This is a genomic window from Prauserella endophytica, assembly GCF_005146945.1.
Classification (GTDB): domain Bacteria; phylum Actinomycetota; class Actinomycetes; order Mycobacteriales; family Pseudonocardiaceae; genus Prauserella_A; species Prauserella_A endophytica.
Window position 1 is genome coordinate 238,627 of record NZ_SWMS01000001.1, and the last position, 21,013, is coordinate 259,639.

Annotated in this window: 19 protein-coding genes; 7 read left to right on the forward strand and 12 right to left on the reverse strand. The window is 70.5% G+C overall.

The genetic code is table 11. The features are described 5' to 3' along the window. Window positions 1-1,218, forward strand: coding sequence for an RNA polymerase sigma factor (locus tag FCN18_RS01260; protein ID WP_113641089.1), 1,218 nt, complete (start codon window positions 1-3; stop codon window positions 1,216-1,218). On the opposite strand, the gene mctP is transcribed toward FCN18_RS01260, so the two are convergent. Continuing rightward, window positions 1,212-2,858 carry a monocarboxylate uptake permease MctP gene (mctP, locus tag FCN18_RS01265; RefSeq protein WP_113641088.1) on the reverse strand — a complete coding sequence of 549 codons (1,647 nt, stop codon included), beginning with the start codon at window positions 2,856-2,858 and terminating at the stop codon, window positions 1,212-1,214. The two genes, FCN18_RS01260 and mctP, sit on opposite strands and share 7 nt — an antisense overlap. Next, window positions 2,855-3,073 carry a DUF3311 domain-containing protein gene (locus FCN18_RS01270; RefSeq protein ID WP_323808342.1) on the reverse strand — a complete coding sequence of 73 codons (219 nt, stop codon included), beginning with the start codon at window positions 3,071-3,073 and terminating at the stop codon, window positions 2,855-2,857. Before FCN18_RS01270 ends, mctP begins: the two co-directional genes overlap by 4 nt. Before the next feature lie 159 nt (window positions 3,074-3,232). On the opposite strand from FCN18_RS01270, the gene FCN18_RS01275 reads away from it, so the two are divergent. The 4 genes from FCN18_RS01275 to FCN18_RS01290 all read left to right on the forward strand — a co-directional run bounded on the left by FCN18_RS01275 (window position 3,233) and on the right by FCN18_RS01290 (window position 7,728). Next, window positions 3,233-4,108: a septum formation family protein gene (locus tag FCN18_RS01275; protein WP_113641087.1), complete on the forward strand. Its 876-nt coding sequence runs from the start codon at window positions 3,233-3,235 to the stop codon at window positions 4,106-4,108. 91 nt (window positions 4,109-4,199) lie between these two features. Continuing rightward, on the forward strand, window positions 4,200-5,792 hold the full coding sequence (locus tag FCN18_RS01280) for an alpha/beta hydrolase (RefSeq protein WP_137092844.1): 1,593 nt from the start codon (window positions 4,200-4,202) through the stop codon (window positions 5,790-5,792). 295 nt (window positions 5,793-6,087) lie between these two features. Then, complete coding sequence (locus FCN18_RS01285) at window positions 6,088-6,360, forward strand: helix-turn-helix domain-containing protein (protein ID WP_112265724.1); 273 nt, start codon at window positions 6,088-6,090, stop codon at window positions 6,358-6,360. 75 nt (window positions 6,361-6,435) lie between these two features. Continuing rightward, window positions 6,436-7,728 (forward strand): Nramp family divalent metal transporter, encoded by a 1,293-nt coding sequence (locus FCN18_RS01290; protein ID WP_112265726.1) that lies wholly within the window; start codon window positions 6,436-6,438, stop codon window positions 7,726-7,728. Window positions 7,729-7,742: 14 nt separating this feature from the next. On the opposite strand, the gene FCN18_RS01295 is transcribed toward FCN18_RS01290, so the two are convergent. The 8 genes from FCN18_RS01295 to FCN18_RS01330 form a co-directional block, all read right to left on the reverse strand. Further along, the gene (locus tag FCN18_RS01295; protein ID WP_137092846.1) at window positions 7,743-8,948 is read right to left on the reverse strand and encodes a DUF6297 family protein; all 1,206 of its coding nucleotides are present in this window, start codon (window positions 8,946-8,948) and stop codon (window positions 7,743-7,745) included. After that, window positions 8,945-9,547, reverse strand: coding sequence for an ABC transporter ATP-binding protein (locus FCN18_RS01300; protein ID WP_137092848.1), 603 nt, complete (start codon window positions 9,545-9,547; stop codon window positions 8,945-8,947). The genes FCN18_RS01295 and FCN18_RS01300 overlap by 4 nt, the downstream gene beginning before the upstream one ends. Beyond that, window positions 9,544-10,428: an LLM class F420-dependent oxidoreductase gene (locus FCN18_RS01305; protein WP_137092850.1), complete on the reverse strand. Its 885-nt coding sequence runs from the start codon at window positions 10,426-10,428 to the stop codon at window positions 9,544-9,546. Before FCN18_RS01305 ends, FCN18_RS01300 begins: the two co-directional genes overlap by 4 nt. A gap of 86 nt (window positions 10,429-10,514) precedes the next feature. Next, on the reverse strand, window positions 10,515-12,341 hold the full coding sequence (locus FCN18_RS01310) for a phosphoenolpyruvate carboxykinase (GTP) (RefSeq protein ID WP_112265739.1): 1,827 nt from the start codon (window positions 12,339-12,341) through the stop codon (window positions 10,515-10,517). Window positions 12,342-12,694: 353 nt separating this feature from the next. Continuing rightward, a complete protein-coding gene (locus tag FCN18_RS01315) occupies window positions 12,695-13,381 on the reverse strand; it encodes a hypothetical protein (RefSeq protein ID WP_112265741.1) in 687 nt (228 codons plus the stop codon). An 86-nt stretch (window positions 13,382-13,467) separates the two neighbouring features. Further along, on the reverse strand, window positions 13,468-15,318 hold the full coding sequence (locus tag FCN18_RS01320) for a dynamin family protein (protein WP_137092852.1): 1,851 nt from the start codon (window positions 15,316-15,318) through the stop codon (window positions 13,468-13,470). A 54-nt stretch (window positions 15,319-15,372) separates the two neighbouring features. Beyond that, entirely contained in the window at window positions 15,373-15,822 is a 450-nt protein-coding gene (gene grpE / locus FCN18_RS01325; RefSeq protein WP_112265745.1) for a nucleotide exchange factor GrpE, read from the reverse strand. Continuing rightward, complete coding sequence (locus FCN18_RS01330; RefSeq protein ID WP_369973551.1) at window positions 15,819-17,441, reverse strand: dynamin family protein; 1,623 nt, start codon at window positions 17,439-17,441, stop codon at window positions 15,819-15,821. Before FCN18_RS01330 ends, grpE begins: the two co-directional genes overlap by 4 nt. 99 nt (window positions 17,442-17,540) lie before the next feature. Between FCN18_RS01330 and FCN18_RS01335 the strand changes: the two genes are divergently transcribed. Beyond that, window positions 17,541-18,707: a sensor histidine kinase gene (locus tag FCN18_RS01335; RefSeq protein WP_456107161.1), complete on the forward strand. Its 1,167-nt coding sequence runs from the start codon at window positions 17,541-17,543 to the stop codon at window positions 18,705-18,707. Next, window positions 18,704-19,360, forward strand: a complete 657-nt coding sequence (locus FCN18_RS01340) for a response regulator (protein ID WP_112265751.1) — start codon at window positions 18,704-18,706, stop codon at window positions 19,358-19,360. The genes FCN18_RS01335 and FCN18_RS01340 overlap by 4 nt, the downstream gene beginning before the upstream one ends. Here the strand turns inward: FCN18_RS01340 and FCN18_RS01345 are convergent. Together FCN18_RS01345 and FCN18_RS01350 are read right to left on the reverse strand one after the other, a co-directional pair. Next, window positions 19,357-20,274 (reverse strand): SDR family oxidoreductase, encoded by a 918-nt coding sequence (locus FCN18_RS01345; protein WP_137092854.1) that lies wholly within the window; start codon window positions 20,272-20,274, stop codon window positions 19,357-19,359. The genes FCN18_RS01340 and FCN18_RS01345 overlap by 4 nt on opposite strands. Beyond that, entirely contained in the window at window positions 20,271-20,846 is a 576-nt protein-coding gene (locus tag FCN18_RS01350; RefSeq protein ID WP_112265755.1) for a TetR/AcrR family transcriptional regulator, read from the reverse strand. Before FCN18_RS01350 ends, FCN18_RS01345 begins: the two co-directional genes overlap by 4 nt. Window positions 20,847-21,013: the final 167 nt, after the last annotated feature.

Below are 21,013 nucleotides of genomic sequence, written 5' to 3' on the forward strand. Positions count from 1 at the left end.
ATGGGCGGGCCGGCCGGCGTGGTGGAGCATCTGTTCCGGCACAGCGCCGGACAGATCGTCGCCACGCTGGCCCGCACGCTCGGGCCCGCGAGGCTCGACCTCGCCGAGGAGGCTGTGGCCGACGCGATCGAGCAGGCATTGCGTACGTGGCCCCACGACGGCGTGCCGAGGAACCCGCGCGGCTGGCTGTTCCGGGCGGCTCGCAACCGGGCCCTCGACGTGCTTCGCCGCGAGCAGACCTTGCGGGCGAAGCTGCCGCTGCTCGCCGCGCTCGACCCGGAGACCGAGCGGAGCGGCGACGCCGAGCTGGCGATGATCCTGCTGTGCTGCCATCCGGATCTGCCGCAGACCTCGCAGGTGGCGCTCACGCTCAAGACCGTCGGCGGGCTCGGGGTGAACGAGATCGCCTCGGCGCTGCTGACCAAACCGGCGACCGTCGCGCAGCGGCTCGCAAGGGCGAAGCGGTGGCTGCGCGGCGCGGGACCGCTCGAACTCCCGCCGCCCGAGGAGCTGCCCGGGCGCGTCGACAGCGTGCTCTCCGTGCTGTACCTGCTGTTCACCGAGGGGTACGACGCGACGAGCGGCGACGAGGCCGTGCGCGGTGAGCTCTGCGGCGAGGCGATCCGGCTCGGCAGGCTGCTGCTCGCCGACCCGCGCACCGACCTGCCGGACGCGCGGGCGCTCGTCGGCCTGTTGCTGTTGCAGGCGAGCAGACTGCCCGCGCGCGTGGACGACGCCGGAGACGTGCTGCTGCTCGCGGAACAGGACCGCTCGAAGTGGGATCACGCGATGATCGCCGAGGGCACCCGGACCTTCGGCGCCGCCTGCACGGGCACGGAACTCACGGCCTACCACGTGGAGGCCGCGATCGCGCTGTGTCACGTCGCGGGCGACACCGACTGGCCGAGGATCCTGAGCCTCTACGAGCGGCTCGTGGAACTGCGCCCCTCGCCGGTCGTCCGGCTCAACCGGGCCATCGCGCTGGCGATGGTGCGCGGACCGAGGGCCGGGATCACGGAGCTGGAACGCCTCCAACAAGATCCCCGCCTCGCCGGGTACCGGCTGCTGCCCGCCGCGCTGGGCGAGTTGTGGTTCCGGGCGGGGGAGCCCGGCAGGGCCGCCGCGTGCTACCGCGCGGCACTGGCGCTGCCGGGCTCCGAACCACAGCGCAGACTGCTGCGCCGCCGGCTCGCCGACTGCGTTCCCTCCGGTCAGTGAGTCGCGGCGATCGGGCGCAGGTCCTTGTCGTGCTCGTCGACGTGGTAGTCGGCGTCCACCGTGGTGTCGGTGCCGTTGAAAACCCTCAGCCGCCGCGCGATCACCGTCACCACCACGGCCACGAGCAGGTTGGCGACCAGCGCCACGATGCCGACGTAGATCTGCACCGTCGAGCCCGCGAACGGCTGCCAGCCGAAGATGTTCAGCTTGTCCAGCGCGAGGGCCGACCCACCGAAATGCGCCTTGCCCGTTGCGGGGTTCGGGATGTTGTAGAGCAGGATCAGGCCCCAGCCGAGTCCGGCGATCCAGCCCGCGACGAGGCCCCACCGGTGCAGCCAGCGCGTGTAGAGCGCGATCGCCACAGAGGGCAGGGTCTGCAGGATGATCACCCCGCCGATCAGCTGCAGGTCGATGGAGAACTGCGGGTCGATGAACACGATGCACGCCACCGCGCCGAACTTCACCACCAGCGACGCGAGCTTGGCCTGCCTGGCCTCCTCGGCGTGGGTGGCGTCGCGCTTGAGGAACTCCTTGTAGATGTTGCGCGTCCACAGGTTCGCCGCCGCGATCGACATGATCGCCGCGGGCACCAGCGCGCCGATCCCGATCGCGGCGAAGGCGATGCCGGCGAACCACGCGGGGAACTGGTCGTCGAAAAGCTTCGGCACGATGGTGTTCGTGTCCGGGTTGCCGGTCGCCTGGTTGGTGATCGCCTCGGTGCCGGCCGCGATGGCGGCGAAACCGAGCAGGGCCAGCATGCCGAGCAGCAGCGAGTAGGCCGGCAGCGCGGACATGTTGCGCTTGAGCACGTCGCGGCCGCGCGAGGCGAGCACGCCCGTCACCGAGTGCGGGTAGAGGAACAGCGCGAGTGCGGAGCCCAGCGCCAGCGTCGCGTACTGCAGTTGGTTGTCGGAGTTCAGCAGCAGGCCGTCGGTCGCCGACTCCGTCGCGGCGAACTTCTCCTCGGCGGAGCTGAAGATCGTGTCCCAGCCGCCCAGCTTGATCGGCAGGTAGATCACGGCCACGAGGATGACGACGTAGATCAGCAGGTCCTTGACGAACGCGATGAGGGCGGGCGCCCGCAGACCCGACTGGTAGGTGTAGACGGCGAGGATGAGGAAGGCGATCAGCAGCGGTAGGTGGCCGAGGAAGCCACCCGCGTTGAACCCCATCGTCCGCAGCACCGCCTCGAGCCCCACGAGCTGTAGCGCGATGTAGGGCATGGTCGCCACGATGCCGGTGATCGCGATCAAGGTCGCCAGCAGCGGCGAGCCGTAGCGGCCGCGTACGAAGTCGGCGGGTGTGACGTACCCGCGGGCTCTCGACACCGACCACAGGCGCAGCAGCGGGAGGAACACCAGCGGGTAGGCGAGGACCGTGTACGGCAGCGCGAAGAAACCCATCGCCCCGGCCCCGAAGAGCAGCGCGGGCACGGCGACGAACGTGTACGCGGTGTAGAGGTCACCGCCGATCAGGAACCACGTGATCCACGACCCGAACTTGCGGCCGCCGAGTCCCCATTCGTCCAGGTGGTCCAGCGTCGAACCGGCCCGCCACCGCGACGCCAGGAAACCGAGGACGGTGACCAGCAGGAACAACGCGCTGAAGACGACCAGCTCCGGCCACTGCAGGTCGTTCATCGCGCGTTCCCCCCGTCGAGGTCGTCGACGTCGGCGGGCTCGCTTGGTGGCGCGGTTGCCGGCTTGTTCCTCGTCCCGAGGTACACGAGCGTGGTGCAGGCGACCCCGATGGCGATGCCGACGAACTGGAACCAGTAGAAAAAGGGCATTCCGAACAAGGCGGGGTCCTCCCGGTTGTACAGGGGAGTCAGGAGGATCCAGAACGGAATGATCAACAGGAGGTTCCACGGACTGAACCGCAGACCGGAGCCCCTGTTCCCGGTTTGTGCTGCCACAGGAATTCACCAGCTCTCGTGATGACTTGTGGATAACCCACGGGTAATGCGGCGTTGACCTTAAGTCGTTCGTGTCGCCCCTCGGTAGGGTCTTCACCGATGTCGAGACATGGGCGAGTGCTTTCCGCGGCCGTGCTGGTGGCCGCCGTGACGCTGTCGGCGTGCGCCAGCGAGGTGGCGGGCACGCCCAGACCCGCTGAGCCGGCGGAAGCGGCACCGCCACAGGCGACCGTCACCACCGCCCCGCGGCCTTCGGAGCAGGCGCCCGAGCCGGCGGGCATCGGCGAGTGCGTGGCGGGAAACGACCCCGCCCCAGTGGACTGCGCGCAGCCGCACACGGTCGAGATCACCAAGGCGGGCACGTTCGGCAGCGGCATGCCGGGGGAGTCGCCCGACAAGGAGACGGTGTTCGCCGAGGTGTTCCCTGAGTGCAGGCAGGCGGCGGCCGAATACCTCGGCAGCGACTCCTACGACGCGACGACGCTCGGCGCGTGGCTGCTGTGGGCGGGCAAGGAGGACTGGAAGGCGGGCGACCGCTGGTACCGCTGCGGGGTCGCGCAGCTCGACGGGGAAGGTCAGGCGCGGTCTCGCACCGGCTCCGTTCGCGGCATCCTCGCGGATGAGCGCGGGCACGAGTTCCAGAGCTGCTCGTCGGTGCGGCCGTCGCAGGAGCTGCCGCAGCAGGTGCCCTGCGACGGGCCGCACACCGGCGAGGCGATCGGCACGGTCCGCATGGGCGGCTCCAGCGACGCCTTTCCCAGCGACGAGCAGTTCAACGCCGCGGCGGCGCCCGCGTGCCGGCAGGCGCTGCGCGAGTACCTCGGCACCACGCGCGACGACGTCGCCGCCTCGTGGCGGTGGCCGGATCAGGTGAACTGGCGGAATGGCTTCACCAACGTCACGTGCTACGCCGAGACCCAGGATCCGGTGACCAGACCACTTCGCGGCATCGGTTCGGCGCCTCTGCCCCGGTAGAACACAAAGGACCAACGAACGATCGGTTGCCCGTCGCGCGCGGCCAAGATCTAATGTCGGCCGGTACACGACAGCTGAGGGGCAATCCGATATGAGAACACTTCGCCTCGCCGTGGCCGTTCCCGCGCTCGCAGCCTCGTTGCTGGCCGGGACGACGCCTGCGGCCGGTGCACAGGACGACGTGGTCGAGATCCCGGCGCGCTACACCGAGCAGCGGCTCGACTGGCACGTCTGCGCACCCGACGAGCTGTCGTCGCCCCCACCGGAGGGCGCGAAGGACATCGAGTGCGCCACGTTCCTCGCGCCGCGCGACTGGGACAACCCGGCGGAGGGCACCGACATCACGGTGGCGGTCAGCAGGCTGAGGGCGACCGACGGCCCGGCGACGGCCAGCGTCCTGACCAACCCGGGAGGCCCCGGCGCGCCGGGCCGGACGTTCCCCGCGCGGCTGCGAGATCAGGACCGGCTGCGCGCCCACCAGGAGATCATCGGCCTCGACCCGCGCGGCACGGGCAAGAGCACGAACATCACGTGCGGCGGCGCGATCGGCACGGGCAGCGCGCTCGACCCGAGGGACCGCAGCAGGGAGAACCTCGACCTGATCCTCGACGGCACGCGGTACGCCGCGGAGTCGTGCCAGGTGAAGTCGGGCGAGCTGGGCCCGCTGATCAACACGTACCAGACCATCCACGACATCGACCTGCTGCGCACGCTGCTCGGCCGCGACAAGATCAACTGGGTCGGCTACTCGGCGGGGACCTGGCTGGGGGCGCACTACGCGCAGCGGTTCCCCGAGCACACCGGCCGCTTCGTGCTCGACTCGGCGACGGAGTTCACCACCACGTGGCAGGAGTCGTTCGACTGGCAGCCGCTGGGCTTCGAGCGCCGCTGGCGCGAGGACTTCCTGCCGTGGATGGCGAAGTACGACTCGCTTTATCACTTCGGCACCACCGGCGAGGCCGTGCGCCAGACCTACGAGGAGGTGCGGGCCGCGCTCGCCGAGCAGCCGGTGGACTTCGAGGGCCAGCCGCTCGGGCCGAACGAGCTGGACTCGGCGATCGCCTCGCAGCTCTACGACAAGGCGTCCTTCCCCGATCTGGCCGACTACCTGGTGAGCGTGCGGACGCTCGCCGGGGACGGGGCCACCGACGCCGAGCAGGCGGCGGCGCTCGAGAAGGTCGCGGCGTACGTGCCCGACGCCGAGGTGATCGGCCCGCAGCCGCTGATCGTGCCCGGCGAGTACGCCGACGCCTACGACGCCAGCTTCTGGACCATCCCCTGCAACGAGGGCAGGTGGTACGGCAACCGGCACAGCGTGGTGCGGCAGTCGGAGGAGCTCGGGCAGGAGTACCCGCTGCTCGGCTGGGGCTGGCTCGTGCAGCCGTGCATCTTCTGGGAGAACCGGCCGATGAAGCTGCCGGAACTCGACGGTGAGGGCGTGCCGCCGGTGCTCATCGTGCAGTCGGAGCACGACCCGGCGACGCCGATCGAGGGCGCAAGGCGGGCGCACGAGGCGTTCGAGGGCTCGCGGATGCTGACGATCACCGACGAGGGCGATCACGGCATCTACGCGGGCGGCAACGCCTGCGCGGACGACGTGGTCGAGGACTACCTCGTGGACGGTGTCGTGCCAGAGGACAGGTCGTGTCCCGGCATGCCCCTTCCAGTGCCGCCGGGCGCCTGACGCACCCGGTCCCGCTTCGTCGAGGGGGTGTCCTCGTCCTCGAGGGCACCCCCGAAGACTGTGATGAGCGTGGCGCCGAGAGCGACGACCATCATGGCCAGGCCTGCGGAGAACATGCTGACCTCCTCGCTCGCTCGAAATGTGATCCCGGTCACTCTCTAGGACGTCTGGACTGCCCTTCTCGTTTCGTGGGCGCGCGTTGCACTTCGGTCTCGGGCCGGGGGCATCCACAGCCTGTGCACAGAGTTGTCCACAGGCTGTGTGCAAATCAGCGAGCGGTATTAGTATCGGAGCCGTGGTTCGAGTGCCGTTGACCGAAGCAGAGCGGGCCCGCGGCGAGCGGCTGGGGGCCGCGCTGCGTGAGGCAAGGGGCGTCCGGAGCATGGTCGAGGTCGCCGCACAGGCCGGGATCTCCGTCGAGACGCTGCGCAAGATCGAGACCGGGCGCATCCCCACGCCCGCGTTCTTCACGGTCGTCGCCGTGGCCGACGCCGTGAAGCTCTCGCTGGACGCGCTGCGAGGCATCGTGGAGGACGGCGAGACCGGCACCCTGCCACGAGTCTCCTGACCTCACGGAGCACGGTCCGACATCGCCGGATCTCCCCGGTTCCGTTGACGCGGTGATCGGGCTACGTTACCGGGCATGTCTCACGAGGTCGGGCACGAAGACGTTAAGGACGTACCGGTCGGCTGGCGAGCCAGGCTCCGGCAGGTGGGCCCTGGCGTCATGGCCGCCGCGACGGGGGTTGGCGCCGGTGACCTGGTCGCCACCATGGTCGCGGGTTCGCGCTACGGCTACACCCTGCTCTGGGCGGTCATCGTCGGCGCGATCTTCAAGATCGCCCTGGCCGAGGCGGTCGGCCGCTGGCACCTCACGTCGGGGCGGACGATGCTCTCCGGCTGGCGCACGCTCGGCAAGTGGGTGCTCGTCTACTTCGGCGCGTACGCGATCGTGTGGGGCTTCGTCTACGGCGCCACGGCGATGTCCGCCTCCGGCCTGCCGCTCAACGCCCTCTTCCCCGGCGTCCCGCTGCGCGTGTGGGCGATCGTCTGTGGACTACTCGGGCTCGCACTGGTCTGGTTCGGCCGTTACGCGGTGATCGAGAAGATCATGACGGTCTTCGTCGGGATCATGTTCGTCACCGTCGTGGGCACCGCGATCCTGGTGACGCCCAACCTGCTCGACGCGGTGGAGGGTTTCGTCCCGCGCCTGCCGAGCGGCTCGTTCGTCTACGCCCTCGGCCTGATCGGCGGCGTCGGCGGCACGATCACGATGGCCGCCTACGGCTACTGGACCATGGCGAAGGGCTGGCGCTCGTCGAAGTGGCTCCCGATGATGCGGCTCGACAACACGGTCGGCTACGTCACCACGGCCATCTTCGTCGTCGCGATGCTCATCGTCGGCGCGGAGCTGCTGATGGGCACCGACGTCGTCTCGGGCGACGAGGGCCTGCTCATGCTCGGCGACGTGCTGGCCCAGGACTACGGCCAGTGGGCGAGGATCCCGTTCCTGATCGGCTTCTTCGCGGTGTCGTTCACGTCGCTCATCGGCGTGTGGAACGGCGTGAGCCTGCTCTTCGCCGACTGGTGGCGCACCTGGCGGCTGCCGCGCGACACCGTCGAGACCGTGGAGGACTACGACCGCAAGGCAGGCCAGCGCAGCCCCGCGTTCCGCACCTACGTGCTGTGGCTGACGTTCCCGCCGATGCTGCTGCTCTTCCTCGACCGGCCGTTCCAGCTGACCGTGGCCTACGGCGCGCTGGGCGCGCTGTTCATGCCGTTCCTCGCGGGCACGCTACTGGTGCTGCTCAACTCCAGCCGGGTGCCGCGCGAGGGCCGTTCGCGCTGGCTGTCCAACGCCCTGCTGGTCATCTGCCTCGCGCTGTTCGCCTACCTCGCCGTCGACGAGCTCATCGGCCTCTTCCAGGACGATTAGGACTCACCTGGCACTCACCGCAGGACGCACCACGCGATGAGCGCCCCCGTCACCAGCACGGTGACCAGGCCGAGCGGGGCGGCGGCGAGCACCCACACCCCCACGGCGCCGAGGTCGGGCCCGCGCACCACCTGAGCGACGAGGCGGACGGGGGCCTGACCGAACGGTGTGTCCGTGATCCCGGGCGCGTCGTAGTCGACGGGTGGCCGGGTGGCCGTGCGCAGCACCGCCGCCGCGGCGAGCGGGATCGCGAGCCACGCGGCGCCCGCGAGCGGCGAGCCGAGCAGCAGTGTCCCGGCGAGCACCACGAGTCCCCACGCCAGCGCGAGCACAGCGAACACCACGGCGTGCCAGGCGCGCAGCGCCACGTCCGAGGCGTCGAGCCACCGGCGCAGGCCGGGTGAGCGCCACAGCTGCCCGATCCCTCCGCCGAACGGCAGCAGCGCGGCGAACGCACCGATCCCGACGAGCAGGGCGTCGGGCAGACCCGGCAACGCGACGTGGGCGAGCGCGACGACGACGCCGAGCAGCAGCGCGGGCACCGCGAACCGCAGGCGCCCCAGCACGCCGACGAGAGCGAGCGCCACGAGCGAGCGCACCGGCCTTCCCGGCACCGGACCGGCGGAGGGCAACATCATGGTCGGGTCGAGGAAGGTCACCGACACCAGCCGCACCACGCGCGCGGCCCAGCCGTCGACGAGCCGCTGCCGTCCCGCCGAGACCGCGACCGGCAGCCGCAGCGGCGGCCCGACTCCCGCGGCTAGCGGCAGCACCACAAGGCTCCCGACGCCGAGCAGTCCGATCCCGGTCCACCACGTCCACGATGGAACCCCGGCCGCCGCCGCCAGCAACGCGCCGACGTAACCGAGCACGAGCAGCCGTGCCGACCAGACCGTCCACACGCGACCGCTGACGAGCCGCACCCGGTCGTGGCCGGTGAAGTCGAGCCAGGTGAGTACGGCGGGCTCGGCCCACAGGAACGAGCGGCCGAGCAGCGACCCGAGCCCGAGCGCGACGAGCGCGGCGAACAGACCCAGCAGCGCCGGGGCGGGCACCGCCGATCCGGCGAAGAGCACCGCGCGCCACCAGTCGAGCTGGAAGAACGTCGTCACCAGCCAGCCGAGCGCGAACAGCGCGACGAACGTCGGGGTGTCACCGCTGAAAACCCCGCCGAGCCGGGCCCGGCCGGGCACCCTGACCCGCGTGGCCGTCGCCGTCACACCAGGTCCACGACGTGGTCGGCCGAGGACAGCAGCGGCGGGTGGTGCGTCGCGAGCACCACGGCTGCGCCCGAGGACACCGCCCGGGCCACCAGCGTGGTGAGCCACTCCTTGCCGTCGGCGTCGAGCGCCCGCTCGGGCCCGTCGAGCAGCAGCACCTCGAACGGGCGTGCGGTGGCGCCGAGCAGCAGGAGCCTGCGCCGCTGACCGGCCGAGAACCGGCCCGCGGTCACGGTGGCGCGCTCCTCGAGCCCGGCGTCGGCCAGCAGCTCGTCGTGGTCCAGCTCCACGCCGAACGACCCCGCCACAAGGTCGAGGTGCTGCACGGGCGTCAGCTCGGCGAAGAAGTCCGAGTCGTCGAGCAGCGCCGAGACGCGGCGGCGGAAGCCGCGGTCCCGCTCGTCCGGTGCCCCACCGAGGACCGTGACCGCGCCCTCGGTGGGCTCCTGCATGCCGTAGAAGCACCGCAGCAGTGTCGACTTGCCGCTGCCGTTCGGCCCGACCAGCGCGAGGCACTCGCCGGGCCGGACTTCGCAGTCGAGTCCCCGGAAGAGCCAGTGCTCCCCGGCCAGCACGCCGAGATGCTCGCCGGTGATCAACGCAGCAGCGGGATCACGGGCGCCAGCGCGTCGAGGTGGGCCTCCATCACGGTGACGTAGCTGATGCCGTAGGCCTTGCGCTGGGCCAGCAGCTGCTCGGCGATCTCCTCGGCCGTGCCCACCAGCACGATCGGCAGCGCGGCCAGCTCCTCGACGGTGCGGTCGGGCGCGTAGGCGCGGATCGCGTCGAGCGTGGCCGAACGGTCGTCGGTCACCTCCGCGTGCTGGATGAGCAGGTTGAGCTCCAGGTCGGCGAAACGCTCCCCGGCTTCCTTGCGCACGAACTCGACCCGCTCGGCCAGCTCCTCCGGGCCCGCGACCGTGGCCGACGTGCCGTCGCGGTCGAAGCCGATACCGGTGAAGCCGACGATGTCGGCCTCGCGCGCCGCCATGCGGAGCATGCGGTCGCGGTGGCCGCCGAGCAGCAGCGGCGGGTGGGGCTCCTGCGCGGGGCGGGGCTGCCCGTCGGCGAAGAGCCGCCGCAACTCGGCGAGGGTGTGTTCGAGGTGGTCGAGCCGTTCACGCGGGCCGGGGAAGGGCAGGCCGGCGGCGTCGAACTCGGCCTTGACGTAACCGGTGCCGAGGCCCAGCTCCAGCCTGCCCTCGACGAGCTGGTCGGTGCCGGCTGCGTCGCGCGCGAGCAGGACCGGGTTGTAGAAGCTGGTGTTGAGCACGAACGGGCACAGCCGCACGCGTTCGGTCGCCTCGGCGGCCGACACGATCGCCGGGAACGGCGCCGGCATGCCGAGGTGATCGGCGACGCCGATGACGTCGTAGCCGAGGTCCTCCGCCTTGCGGCACTTGTCCACCCAGTCGGACCGGCTACCCGAAACCATCATGTTCACGCCGAAGCGGAACGCTCGCTCTGTAGTAGAGGCCACACCCCGACGTTACCGAAAAAGCCCCCAAGGCCACCTTTGTTGCGTTGAACGCACCGAAGGTGGCCTTGGGGGACGGTTGGGCTTGCTCAGCCCAGGCGCTGCTTGAGGGCTTCCAGCTCGTCGCGGAGGCTGGAGGGGACGCGGTCACCGATCTTGGCGAACCACTCCTCGATCAGCGGGATCTCCTCGCGCCACTCGGCGGCGTCGACGTCGAGAGCGGCCTGGATGTCGGCGAGCGGCTCCTTGAGCCCCTCGGTGTCGAGGTCCTCGGCGCTCGGCACGTAGCCGACCGGGGTCTCGTTGGCCGAGGCCTTGCCCTCGATCCGCTCGACGATCCACTTCAGCACACGCGAGTTCTCGCCGAAGCCCGGCCACAGGAACCGCTTGTCGTCGCCGCGGCGGAACCAGTTGACGTAGAAGATCCTCGGCAGTTTGACGCCGTCGGCGCCCTTGCCGATCTCCAGCCAGTGCTGGAAGTAGTCACCGGCGTGGTAGCCGAGGAACGGCAGCATCGCCATCGGGTCGCGGCGCACCTCGCCGACCGTGCCCGCCGCGGCGGCCGTCTTCTCCGACGACATCGTGGCGCCCATGAACACGCCGTGCTGCCAGTCGCGGGCCTCGGTCACGAGCGGAACCGTGGTCTTGCGGCGGCCACCGAACAGGATCGCCGAGATCGGCACGCCCTTCGGGTCGTCCCACTCCGGCGCCAGCGTCGGCACCTGGGCGATCGGGGTGCAGAAGCGCGAGTTCGGGTGCGCGGCCGGCACGTCGGACTCGGGCGTCCAGTCGTTGCCCTTCCAGTCGGTCAGGTGCGCTGGCGCCTCCTCGGTCATGCCCTCCCACCAGACGTCGCCGTCGTCGGTGAGCGCGACGTTGGTGAAGACCGTGTTGCCCTTTTCGATGGTCTTCATCGCCACCGGATTGGTCTTCTCGCCGGTGCCGGGCGCGACACCGAAGAGGCCGAACTCCGGGTTGATCGCGTACAGGCGGCCGTCCTCGCCGAACCGCATCCACGCGATGTCGTCACCGATGGTCTCGGCGCGCCAGCCGGGGATGGTCGGCTGCAGCATCGCGAGGTTGGTCTTGCCGCAGGCGCTGGGGAACGCGGCCGCGATGTAGTAGGCCTTGTTCTCGGGGGAGATGAGCTTGAGGATCAGCATGTGCTCGGCGAGCCAGCCCTCGTCGCGGGCCATCACCGAGGCGATGCGCAGCGAGTAGCACTTCTTGCCGAGCAGCGAGTTGCCGCCGTAGCCGGAGCCGTAGCTCCAGATGGTGCGGCTCTCCGGGAAGTGGCTGATGTACTTGGTGTCGTTGCACGGCCAGGCGACGTCCTTCTCGCCGGGCTCGAGCGGCTTGCCGACGGAGTGCAGCGCGGGCACGAACTCGCGCTCGGTGCCGTCGTCGGTGACGAACTTCTCGAGCGCCTTGGTGCCCATCCGGGTCATCACGCGCATGGAGGCGACGACGTAGGCGAAGTCGGTGATCTCGATGCCGAGCTTGGGGTTGTCGTCGCCGAGCGGTCCCATGCAGAAGGGGATGACGTACATCGTGCGACCACGCATGCAGCCCCGGTAGAGCTCGGTCATGGTGGCCTTCATCTCGTCCGGGTGCATCCAGTTGTTGGTCGGCCCGGCGTCCTGCTCCTTCTCGGAGCAGATGAAGGTGCGCTCCTCGACGCGTGCGACGTCGCTGGGGTCGGAGGCGGCCCAGTAGGAGTTCGGCCTCGCCTTCAGTGGCACGAACGTGCCTGCATCCACGAGCTCCGCATTGATGCGTTCGGCTTCCTCGTCGGAGCCGTCCACCCACACCACTCGGTCGGGGGTGGTCAGCTCCGCAACCTCCCGCACCCAGGACAGCACGCCACTGTGTGTCGTTGGCGCCTTGTCCAGCCCGGGGATGGCTACTGCAGTCATCTCATCTCCTGTCTTCGACGACAAGAGCCCACACCGAACTGCGTCGTCCGTATGCGGGCTCCGAGCTCGTCCGACCGAATTGCTTTCGCGCACCGTCAAGCGGTGTGCTGGTTTTGGGGATTCCCTGAGACTAGCGGTCAAACCCAAGAGGAACCGAGGGCTGACCTGTCGGTTCTCTCACAAGAACGATCAGGGAATCGATTCAGTTCTCGCTGAATCGCGCCAGGAGGAAAGACTTTCCTGTCCACGAAACGAAGGCCCGGTACGGCGTCCGTACCGGGCCTTCGAGATATGTCTTTTTCGACCGTTTTGGATCTTGACGAAGTTTTAACGCCGACGCGGTCTGGTTCTGGCTAGTTCTGGCTGATCCACTGGCCGGTGGCCGAGTCGATCTTGGCGACGCCCTCGACGGTGTCGGTGCCGCCGCCCCACAGGCTGTCACTGCCGCCCGCGGCGCCCGCCGTGCCGCCGGCCTCGGTCCACTCACCGTCGCCGGTGTGCTCCAGCACGGTGGACTCCCCGTCCGGCCCGATCACCACCGCGACGTCGGCCTGTCCGTCGCCGTCCACGTCGGTGAAGGCGATGGTGTTGCCGCTGCCGTCCTCGACCACGGCCGTGTCGTTGACGCCGTCCTCGTTGGTGTCCACGGTCGCAGGCCCGACCTCGACGTCACCCTCCGGCATGTCGGCCGTGATGGTGCCACCCGCGCCGGTCTGCGTGTCGGTCGAGTCGCCCCCGTGGCCACCCGGGTCGATCGACACCCACTCACCGCTGGCCTGGTCGTACTCCGCGTGGGCGACGACCTCGCCCTGCGCGTCGAGCGCGATGTACTCGTCGGCCTCGCCGTCACCGTCGTTGTCCACGAACGCCTGACCGCTGCCGTCGGCGTGCTCGATGACCGCGGTGTCCTCGACGCCGTCCTCGTTGATGTCGAAGTTGACGTCGGCGGAGTAGTCCTCACCTTCGACGGTGATGGTCATCTCGTCCGAGGTGCCGGTGGTGTCGGTGGCATCGGACCCACCACTCTCGTCGACCCACACTGGGAACTCCCCCTCCGGTCAGGGCTGCTTGCTGCTGATGTGGTTAGGACTCACGTTATTCCCGTTCGGTTCCCCACACCAGGCTCTCAACTCTCTCGTGGCCGGTCCCGCAGCGCCCTGATCCTGCTGAGGAAGCCGTCGGCGCGCTCCTGCGCGTCGGCCATCTCCTTGATCCGCTTGGTGACAGCCGAGAGCTTCTTCGCGCGCTCCTGCGCGTCCATCTTGATGGTCTTGTCGACCTCTTTCAGCTCCGTCTCGATCGCCTCGATGCGCCTGCTCAGCGCGTCGTCGAGGGCCAGGGCGAGCTGCTGCTCGGCCTCGATCAGCTGCTCGGCGACGAGCTGGTCGAGCATGGAGCGGGCGTCGGCGATCGACTCGACGAGCCACTGCTTGGTGTGCTGCTTGTCGGCAGCGTGCCTGCGCGTGCGCGCCATCCACCAGCCAGCGCCGAGCCCGATCACGATGGTCGCGGGCAACACCACGGGATTGAACAGCGCGAACCCGGCGAGCGGTGCCGCCGCGAGCTTGGCGGCGCCCGCGCCACCGGAGACGCCCATGAACACGAGCAGCTTGTCCTCGGCCGTCGGCGGGCGCCTTTCCGGAGGCCTCAGCACCACGGGCGGCCCGCCCGCACGCGCGAACTGGGCGCGGATGATGTCGAGCTCCTCGGCGGAGAACAGCTCGGCGAGCGCGACGTCGGTGACGTGGTTGAGCCGCTGCGCGAGCTGAGCCGACACGCGCTGCGAGATCGTCTGCAACGCCACGTCCACCTGCTGCGGCAGCTTGCCGAGCTGCTCGCGGTCGGCCGCGTCGATCTGCTGGCGGAAGTACGACTGGGCGTCGCGCATCTGCCTGCTCGCCTCGTGCCCGAGCTCGACGCGGGTGCGCTGCACCTCGCCGCGCAGCTTCAGCTGCCAGCCCCTGGTGGAGGAGCGGCGCTCGACGGTGAGCTGGTCGCGCCGGGCCCGCAGCTGCTCGGCCTCGGACTCCCCGGCCGACAGCGCCCGCTTCTCGGCGCCCAGCTTGGCCTTCTGCTCGGCGAGCGCGCTGGAGAGCGCCCGCAGCGTGTTGGCCTCGCCGAGCATCGCCGAGCGCCCGACGAGCAGCTCCTGCAGCGCGCCCTGCAGCTCGGCGACACCGGACTTCTCGCGGAGCATCGCCGCTGCCTGCTCGTTGGGGGCCTTGCCCGCCATCTCGAACATGCGCGCCGACACGGCGTGGAACGGCGAGTCCGCGAACCGGGGCGCGTGCTCGGCGAGCAGTTCCTGGTCGGCGGCCAGCACCTCCCGCCAGCCGCGGAACTGGTCGATCTTGGAGAGCGCGAAGACGACCGTCTCGACCCGGTCGGCCATGTTGCGCAGGAACTGCAGCTCGGTGGACGTGAACGGAGCCGACGCGTCGACGACGAACAGCAGCGCCGTCGCGCTCGCCGCCGCCTCCATCGCCAGCTCGCCGTGCATCGCGTCGAGCCCGCCGACGCCGGGGGTGTCGACCACCGACACCCGCTCCAGCAGCGGGACCGGCCCCGACACCTCGACGTAGCGGGGCGGCAGCTGACCCTCGGGCAGCTCGTGCGCCACGGACACCCAGCGCGGCAGCTCCTCCAGCGGAAAGCCCACGGGTGCGAGCTGCCCCGGGTAGCACGCCTGCGCGAGCCACTCGTCGGAGTACTCGAACGCGAGGTACGTGGACGTGGCGACATCGGCGTCGACGGGGGACAGGCCTGGCGTGGCGAGCAGCGCGTTGACCAGCGAGCTCTTGCCGCGGTTGGTCTCGCCGACCACCACCACCGACGGCTTCTTCGACCGCGCCTTGCGCTGCTCCTCCACCCACTTCGCGGCCTGCGGGTCCGCCTCGCGCAGCAGGGTCAGCAGTTGCTCACGGGCCTGCTTGACCTGTGCGGGCAGGGTCGGCTTACCGAGGGAAGGGGCAGTCACGGGGTTGATTCAACCAGCGGCGCGAAGTGCCACGTCAGGGGGCGGTGGCCGGGCCTATCGTCTGGTGTAGACCGTGACGATCGGCGCACGCAGCAGGCGATCATGGTCGAGGAAGCCGACGACCTCGGTCTCGGCGACGGTGCCCTCCAGGCCGGCGTCCTCGGTCGGCACCGCGCCGCCCGCCTCGTGCAACGTCGGATCGAACCGCTGTCCGTCGGGGCGGAGGGCGTGCACGCCGATCCCGGCGAGCCCCTGCTCGATGCGCTCCACGACGCCGCCGCTGCGGGCCCGGTCCATCGCGTAGAGGCACAGCTGGATCAGTGCCTGGCGATCGGCGAGAGCCTGCTCGTGGTCGATCGGGGAGACGGCTACTCCTACGGGTTCCACGTCGGGTTTCGACGCATTACCCGCCGGTACGGTTCCCGCTGTGTGCTCGCGCGCCGCCGGGATCTGGCCGGTCGACTCCTCGGCGTCCGTCTTGTCCTTGCGGAACCACGCGTTCATCGCGCCCCTCCAGAAGGCTCCCGCAGCTGCTGCCAGATGAGGAAGTACGCCCGGTGCACCACGTGGGCGACGCGGCTCTGCGCGGGCGTGGCGCCGAAGGAGGCGAACGAGCGCCACCAGCCCGCCCGCTCCAGCGCGTACGTCGCCAGGTCGGCGCGCGGGGTGTCCGAGGGCTTGCCGAGCTGTGCGGGCAGCTCGGCGTTGCTGCCGACGCGCAGCACCTCCTCGCTGAGGTCCTCCGGCATGTCCACCGCGCCGGACGCGACGAGCGTGAGTGCCTCCAGCAGGCGCAACTGGTGGGCCTCCGGTTTGGCGAGCAGCACCTCGATGGCGTCGTGCACGCGCTGGCGTTCGGCCGGGTCGCCGGAGGCGTGGGCCAGCGCGGTCACCGACGCCAGCGCCGCGGCGGCCTTGATGCCGTCCGCCCGCGCGGCGAACACCGTGCCCAGCCTCGCCCGCACGGCGGCCAGGCCCGAGGCGTCGAGCAGCCTGCGCCGCAGCCCACCTGCCGTGATCTCCGGCTCGGCCCGCACGGCGTCGATCCCGTGCCGGATGCCGAAAAGGTCGAGCTTCTCCAGCAGCCGCACCCGCACGCCCGCAGGCACGTCGCACTCCCAGCTCGTGAACATGTCGGCCGAGATCAGCATCATCTCGAGGATGTCGTCGTCGAGCGCGGCGAGTTTGCGCAGCGCGTCGGCATCGGCCGAGGTGAACTGGCCCGACTCGGCCGACTCCGCGATCAGCCCGATCACCGGCAGCACGTCGGCCACCCTGGGCTTGAGTGTCGCCGCCTGCTTCTCGGCCAGCAGAGAGGCGGCTTTCCACACGTCTCCGCCGGAGCCGTCGACCGACTCCGGCGTGATCGTGTCGGCCTTGTTCAGCACCGCGATCGCGTTGACAGGCCCCGCCTCCCGGCTCGCCGTGGCCGCGGTGAACGCCGCGAGCGCCTGCTGGTCGTCGGCCCTGATGCCCTGCGTGACGACGTAGAGCACGGCCTCGGCCCCGGCGACCGCGTTGCGAGAGGTCTCGTCCAGCTCGTCCGAGCCCGGCTCCTCGTCTGTGCCGTCCTCCTCGCTCGCCCTGGCCGCACCCAGCAGCTGCTCGGTCCGCGACACGGACGCCGCGTCGAGCGAGCCGAGGCCGGGCGTGTCGATCACGGTCATACCCTGCAGCACCGCGTTGGTCAGGTACGCCTCGATGTGGGAGACGTCGTCGATGTCCACGCCCAGCTCGGCCGGAATCATCCCGTCCGGCGCGAACGGCAGCACCTGCTTGCGGCCGTCGGTGAACACCACCTCGATGCGGTCGACGGTGCCGTACTGGAAACGGGTCACCAGGCGCGTGCACTCGCCGACGTCGGTTGGCGCGACCCGGCGCCCGATCAGGGCGTTGACCAGTGTCGACTTGCCGGACTTGATGCGGCCGGCCACCGCGACCTGCAGCGGGGCACCGAGCCTGCGCAGCACCTCGGAGAAGCCGGCGGCCGTGCGCGGCGAGACCTGCGGCTGCAGCCGGCGGCACAGGTTGGCCACCGAGGTCGAGAGCGGGCCCGCGAGCCGTCCGCCCTGCTCCGTCGGTGCCGTCACGGGCGCCCCCTCTCGTCGGGCAGATCCTTCCATCGCGTCATCCTCCGCTCGCAGTCACGGTGCTACCGCAGGAGGACGCGAGCGGGGCCGTCAGCACCATACTGTGGATCCGTGCGGCGGCTGAGTCTGTGGATGCGGGCACACCCGATGGTCGGCGACAGCCTCATCGCGGTGCACCTGCTCCTCATCGATATCGCGATCTTCGTCGTCACGCAGTTCGAGCCGGAGGGCGCTTCGCAGCCCTGGTACATCACCATCCCGGTCGACATCGTGATGGTCTCCCCGCTCGTCCTGCGCAGGCGGTACCCGCTCGCGACGGCGTACGCGATCCTCGTGCTCGGGTCCGTGCACAGCGCGCTGGAGCTGGGTCTCGCCAGCGGGCTCGCGAGCGGCGTCGCGGTCTACAGCGTCGTGGTCTACGTCGGCCGCCGTCAGGGCGCGCTGTACCTCGCGCTCATGCTTGTGGTCACCGTCGTTCAGCTCTACGTGCAGCACTTCGACGACTGGCTGGTCAACATCATCGTCGCCGTGCTGGTGCTGGCGCTGTGCTGGTTGCTCGGCGAGTTCGTCGGCGCCCGGCGCGCATACCAGGCCGAGGTGGAGGCACGGCTGCACCTGCTGGAGACCGAGCGCGGCCAGGCCGCGCGGATCGCGGTCGCCGAGGAGCGCGGACGCATCGCGCGAGAGCTCCACGACGTGGTGGCCCACGCCGTCAGCGTGATCGTGGTGCACGCCGACGGCGCCTCCTACGCGCTGCGTGCCGACCCCGACCTGGCTGAACGCGCGATCCGCACGATCTCCGACACCGGCAGGGGCGCGCTCACGGAACTGAGGCGGTTGCTCGACGTGCTGCGCGGGGAGGACGACGACGAGCCGAGGGTGCCGCAGCCCACCACCGCCGACCTCGCCGACCTCGCCGACCGGATGCGCACGGCGGGCCTCACCATCCGGCTGGAGCTGGACGAGCTGGGCGAGCTACCCGCCGGTGTGTCGCTCGGGGTGTACCGCATCGTGCAGGAGTCGCTGACCAACGCGCTCAAGCACGCGGGCCAGGGCGCGAAGGCGACGGTGCGAGTGCGCCGCAACCCCGACGTGGTGACCGTGGACGTGACCGACGACGGCGCCGGGAAGGCGAGGCAGCTGGTGCCGAACGGGCAGGCCGCACCCCCCGCCGGGGGCAACGGGCTGATCGGCATGCGCGAGCGCGCACACGTGTACGGCGGCACGCTGCACGCGGGCCCGAGTCCCGGCGGCGGGTGGCGCGTCAGCGCCCGGCTGCCCGTTAGGTTGGACTCGTGATCCGGGTACTGGTGGTGGACGACCAGGAGCTCATGCGCGTCGGCTTCCGCATGGTGCTCGGCGCGCAGGACGACATCGAGGTGGCCGGCGAGGCGGGCAACGGTGCCGAGGCGGTGCGGCTCGCGGGTGAGCTGCGCCCCGACGTCGTGCTCATGGACGTGCGGATGCCCGTGCTCGACGGCGTTGAGGCGACGCGCCGCATCGTCACCGAGGGCACCTCCAAGGTTCTGGTGATGACCACGTTCGACCTCGACGAGTACGTGTACTCGGCGTTGCAGAGCGGCGCGAGCGGGTTCCTGCTCAAGGACACACCGCCCGACCACCTGGTCTCCGCGCTGCGCTCGGTCGCGGTGGGCGACGCGGTGGTCTCGCCCGCGGTCACGAGGCGGCTGCTCGACCGCTTCCTCGGCTCTGGCCGGGTGCCGCCGCGCGACGCCTCGGTGCTCGACGTGCTGACCGAGCGCGAGCGCGAGGTGCTCACGCTGATCGCGAAGGGACTGTCGAACACCGAGATCGCCTCGACACTCTTCCTGTCCGAGGCGACGGTGAAGACCCACGTGGGCCGGATTCTCGCCAAGCTCGACCTGCGTGACCGCGTGCAGGCCGTGGTGCTCGCCTACGAGACCGGCCTCGCCCGGCCCGGCGCAGGCTAGCGGTACCGCGCCGGATCGGCCTGCTCCGGGTCGAGGCCCGGCTTGACCACGTCGGCCATCCAGCGCCCGAAATCGGGCCTGCTGCCGTCGACGTCGGTGACGCCGTAGGCGCGCATGAGGGTCCACGACGCGAGCGTCTGCCCGGCGAAGCGCTGCACCTTCGGGTCCGTGGCCAGCGCGACCACCCCGCGCGCGAGATAGGCCGGGGTCTCCGAGACCGCGAAGTGCGGATCGCTCGCGATCGCGTCCCGCCAGTTGTCCTCGGTGACACCGAAGTGGTCGAGCATCGCCTCCGAGCGCAGGAAACCCGGCGTCACCGTGAGCCCCGTGCAGCCGTGCCCGGCCAGCTCGGCGCCGAGCGCCCTGCCGATCGCGCGCACGCCCGACTTCACGAGGTAGTACGGCACCCCCGCGCCCACGTACTCGTCGCTGTCGCCGTCGGTGACCTCGATCGCGAGGCCGCCTCCGGTACGCACCAGCAGCGGCAGCAGCCGATGCAGCGCGATCAGGTGTGTCTCCAGCCCGTTGCGCACCATCGTGAGCGCCTTGTCCAGATCGGACTCCCAGTACGCCGTGCCGAACTCGGCGTAGGGATCGCCGCCCCAGACGTCGTCCACGAGCACGTCGAGCCTTCCGTCCACTTCGGAGTAGAGGCGCTCGACGAGCGCGTCGACATCGGCCACGACGCCGAAGTCGCAGCGCACCGGGATGCCCCGGCCACCCGCGGCGTCGACCAGTTCGGCCGTCTCCTCGATGGTCTCCGTCCTGCCCATCGCGGACTTCCGCTCGCGGGTCGTTCGTCCGGTGACGAACACCGTGGCGCCCACGCGCCCGAGTTCCACCGCGATCGCCCGCCCGCACCCGCGCGTGGCCCCCGTGACCATCGCGACCTTGCCGTGCAGCGGCGTGTTCATGCGTACCAGCTCCCCACTATGGATTCGAGGTCTGCGCGCAGCCTCTGGGTCAGGTCCCCGCGCGGGCGGATCGACCAGTCGATCGCCGCGCCGTTGACCGTGGCCAGCAACGTGCGCGCGGCGAGGCCCGGCTCCGGCCCCCGCCAGCCGGTGTCCATCGCACGGAGGACCAGGCCGCGCAGTTCGGCCTCCATCGCCGCGTAGTGCTCGCCGAGCAGCGCGCGCAGCTCCTCGTCGGCGAGGTCGGCCGCGAGCTGGCCGAGGCTGTTGGCCGCCGTGGCGGCGTCGTCGAGTCCCGCGTAGACGGTCACGAGCGCGTCGAGCAGCGCCTCCCTCGGCCCCGGCGCGGCCGCGGCGGCGTCACGCATCCGGGTGACGACCTCGACCCTTCCCACCTTGCTCAGCGCCCTGAGCAGGCCCTTCTTGGAGCCGAAACGCTGCGCCACGCTGCCGACGGCGACCCCGGCCTCCCTGGCCACCTGGGCCAGCGTGAATCCGGGCCCGACCTTGCTGATCACCGCGCCGGTCGCCGAAAGCAGCCGTTCGTCGCTGATGCTCCTCGGTCGCGCCACGCCAGTTATTGAACCACAGTTCATTAACCCTCGCCAGGTAGATCAGGGACAAGTCAGGGTCATCACGGATCGGCAAGGGGCGCCTCGGTCGGCCAAGCTACGACCACAGGCGAATCGGAGTTCGGTCTCGAGGATGACGCGCGAGGGCGTCTCCATCGGAAACGATG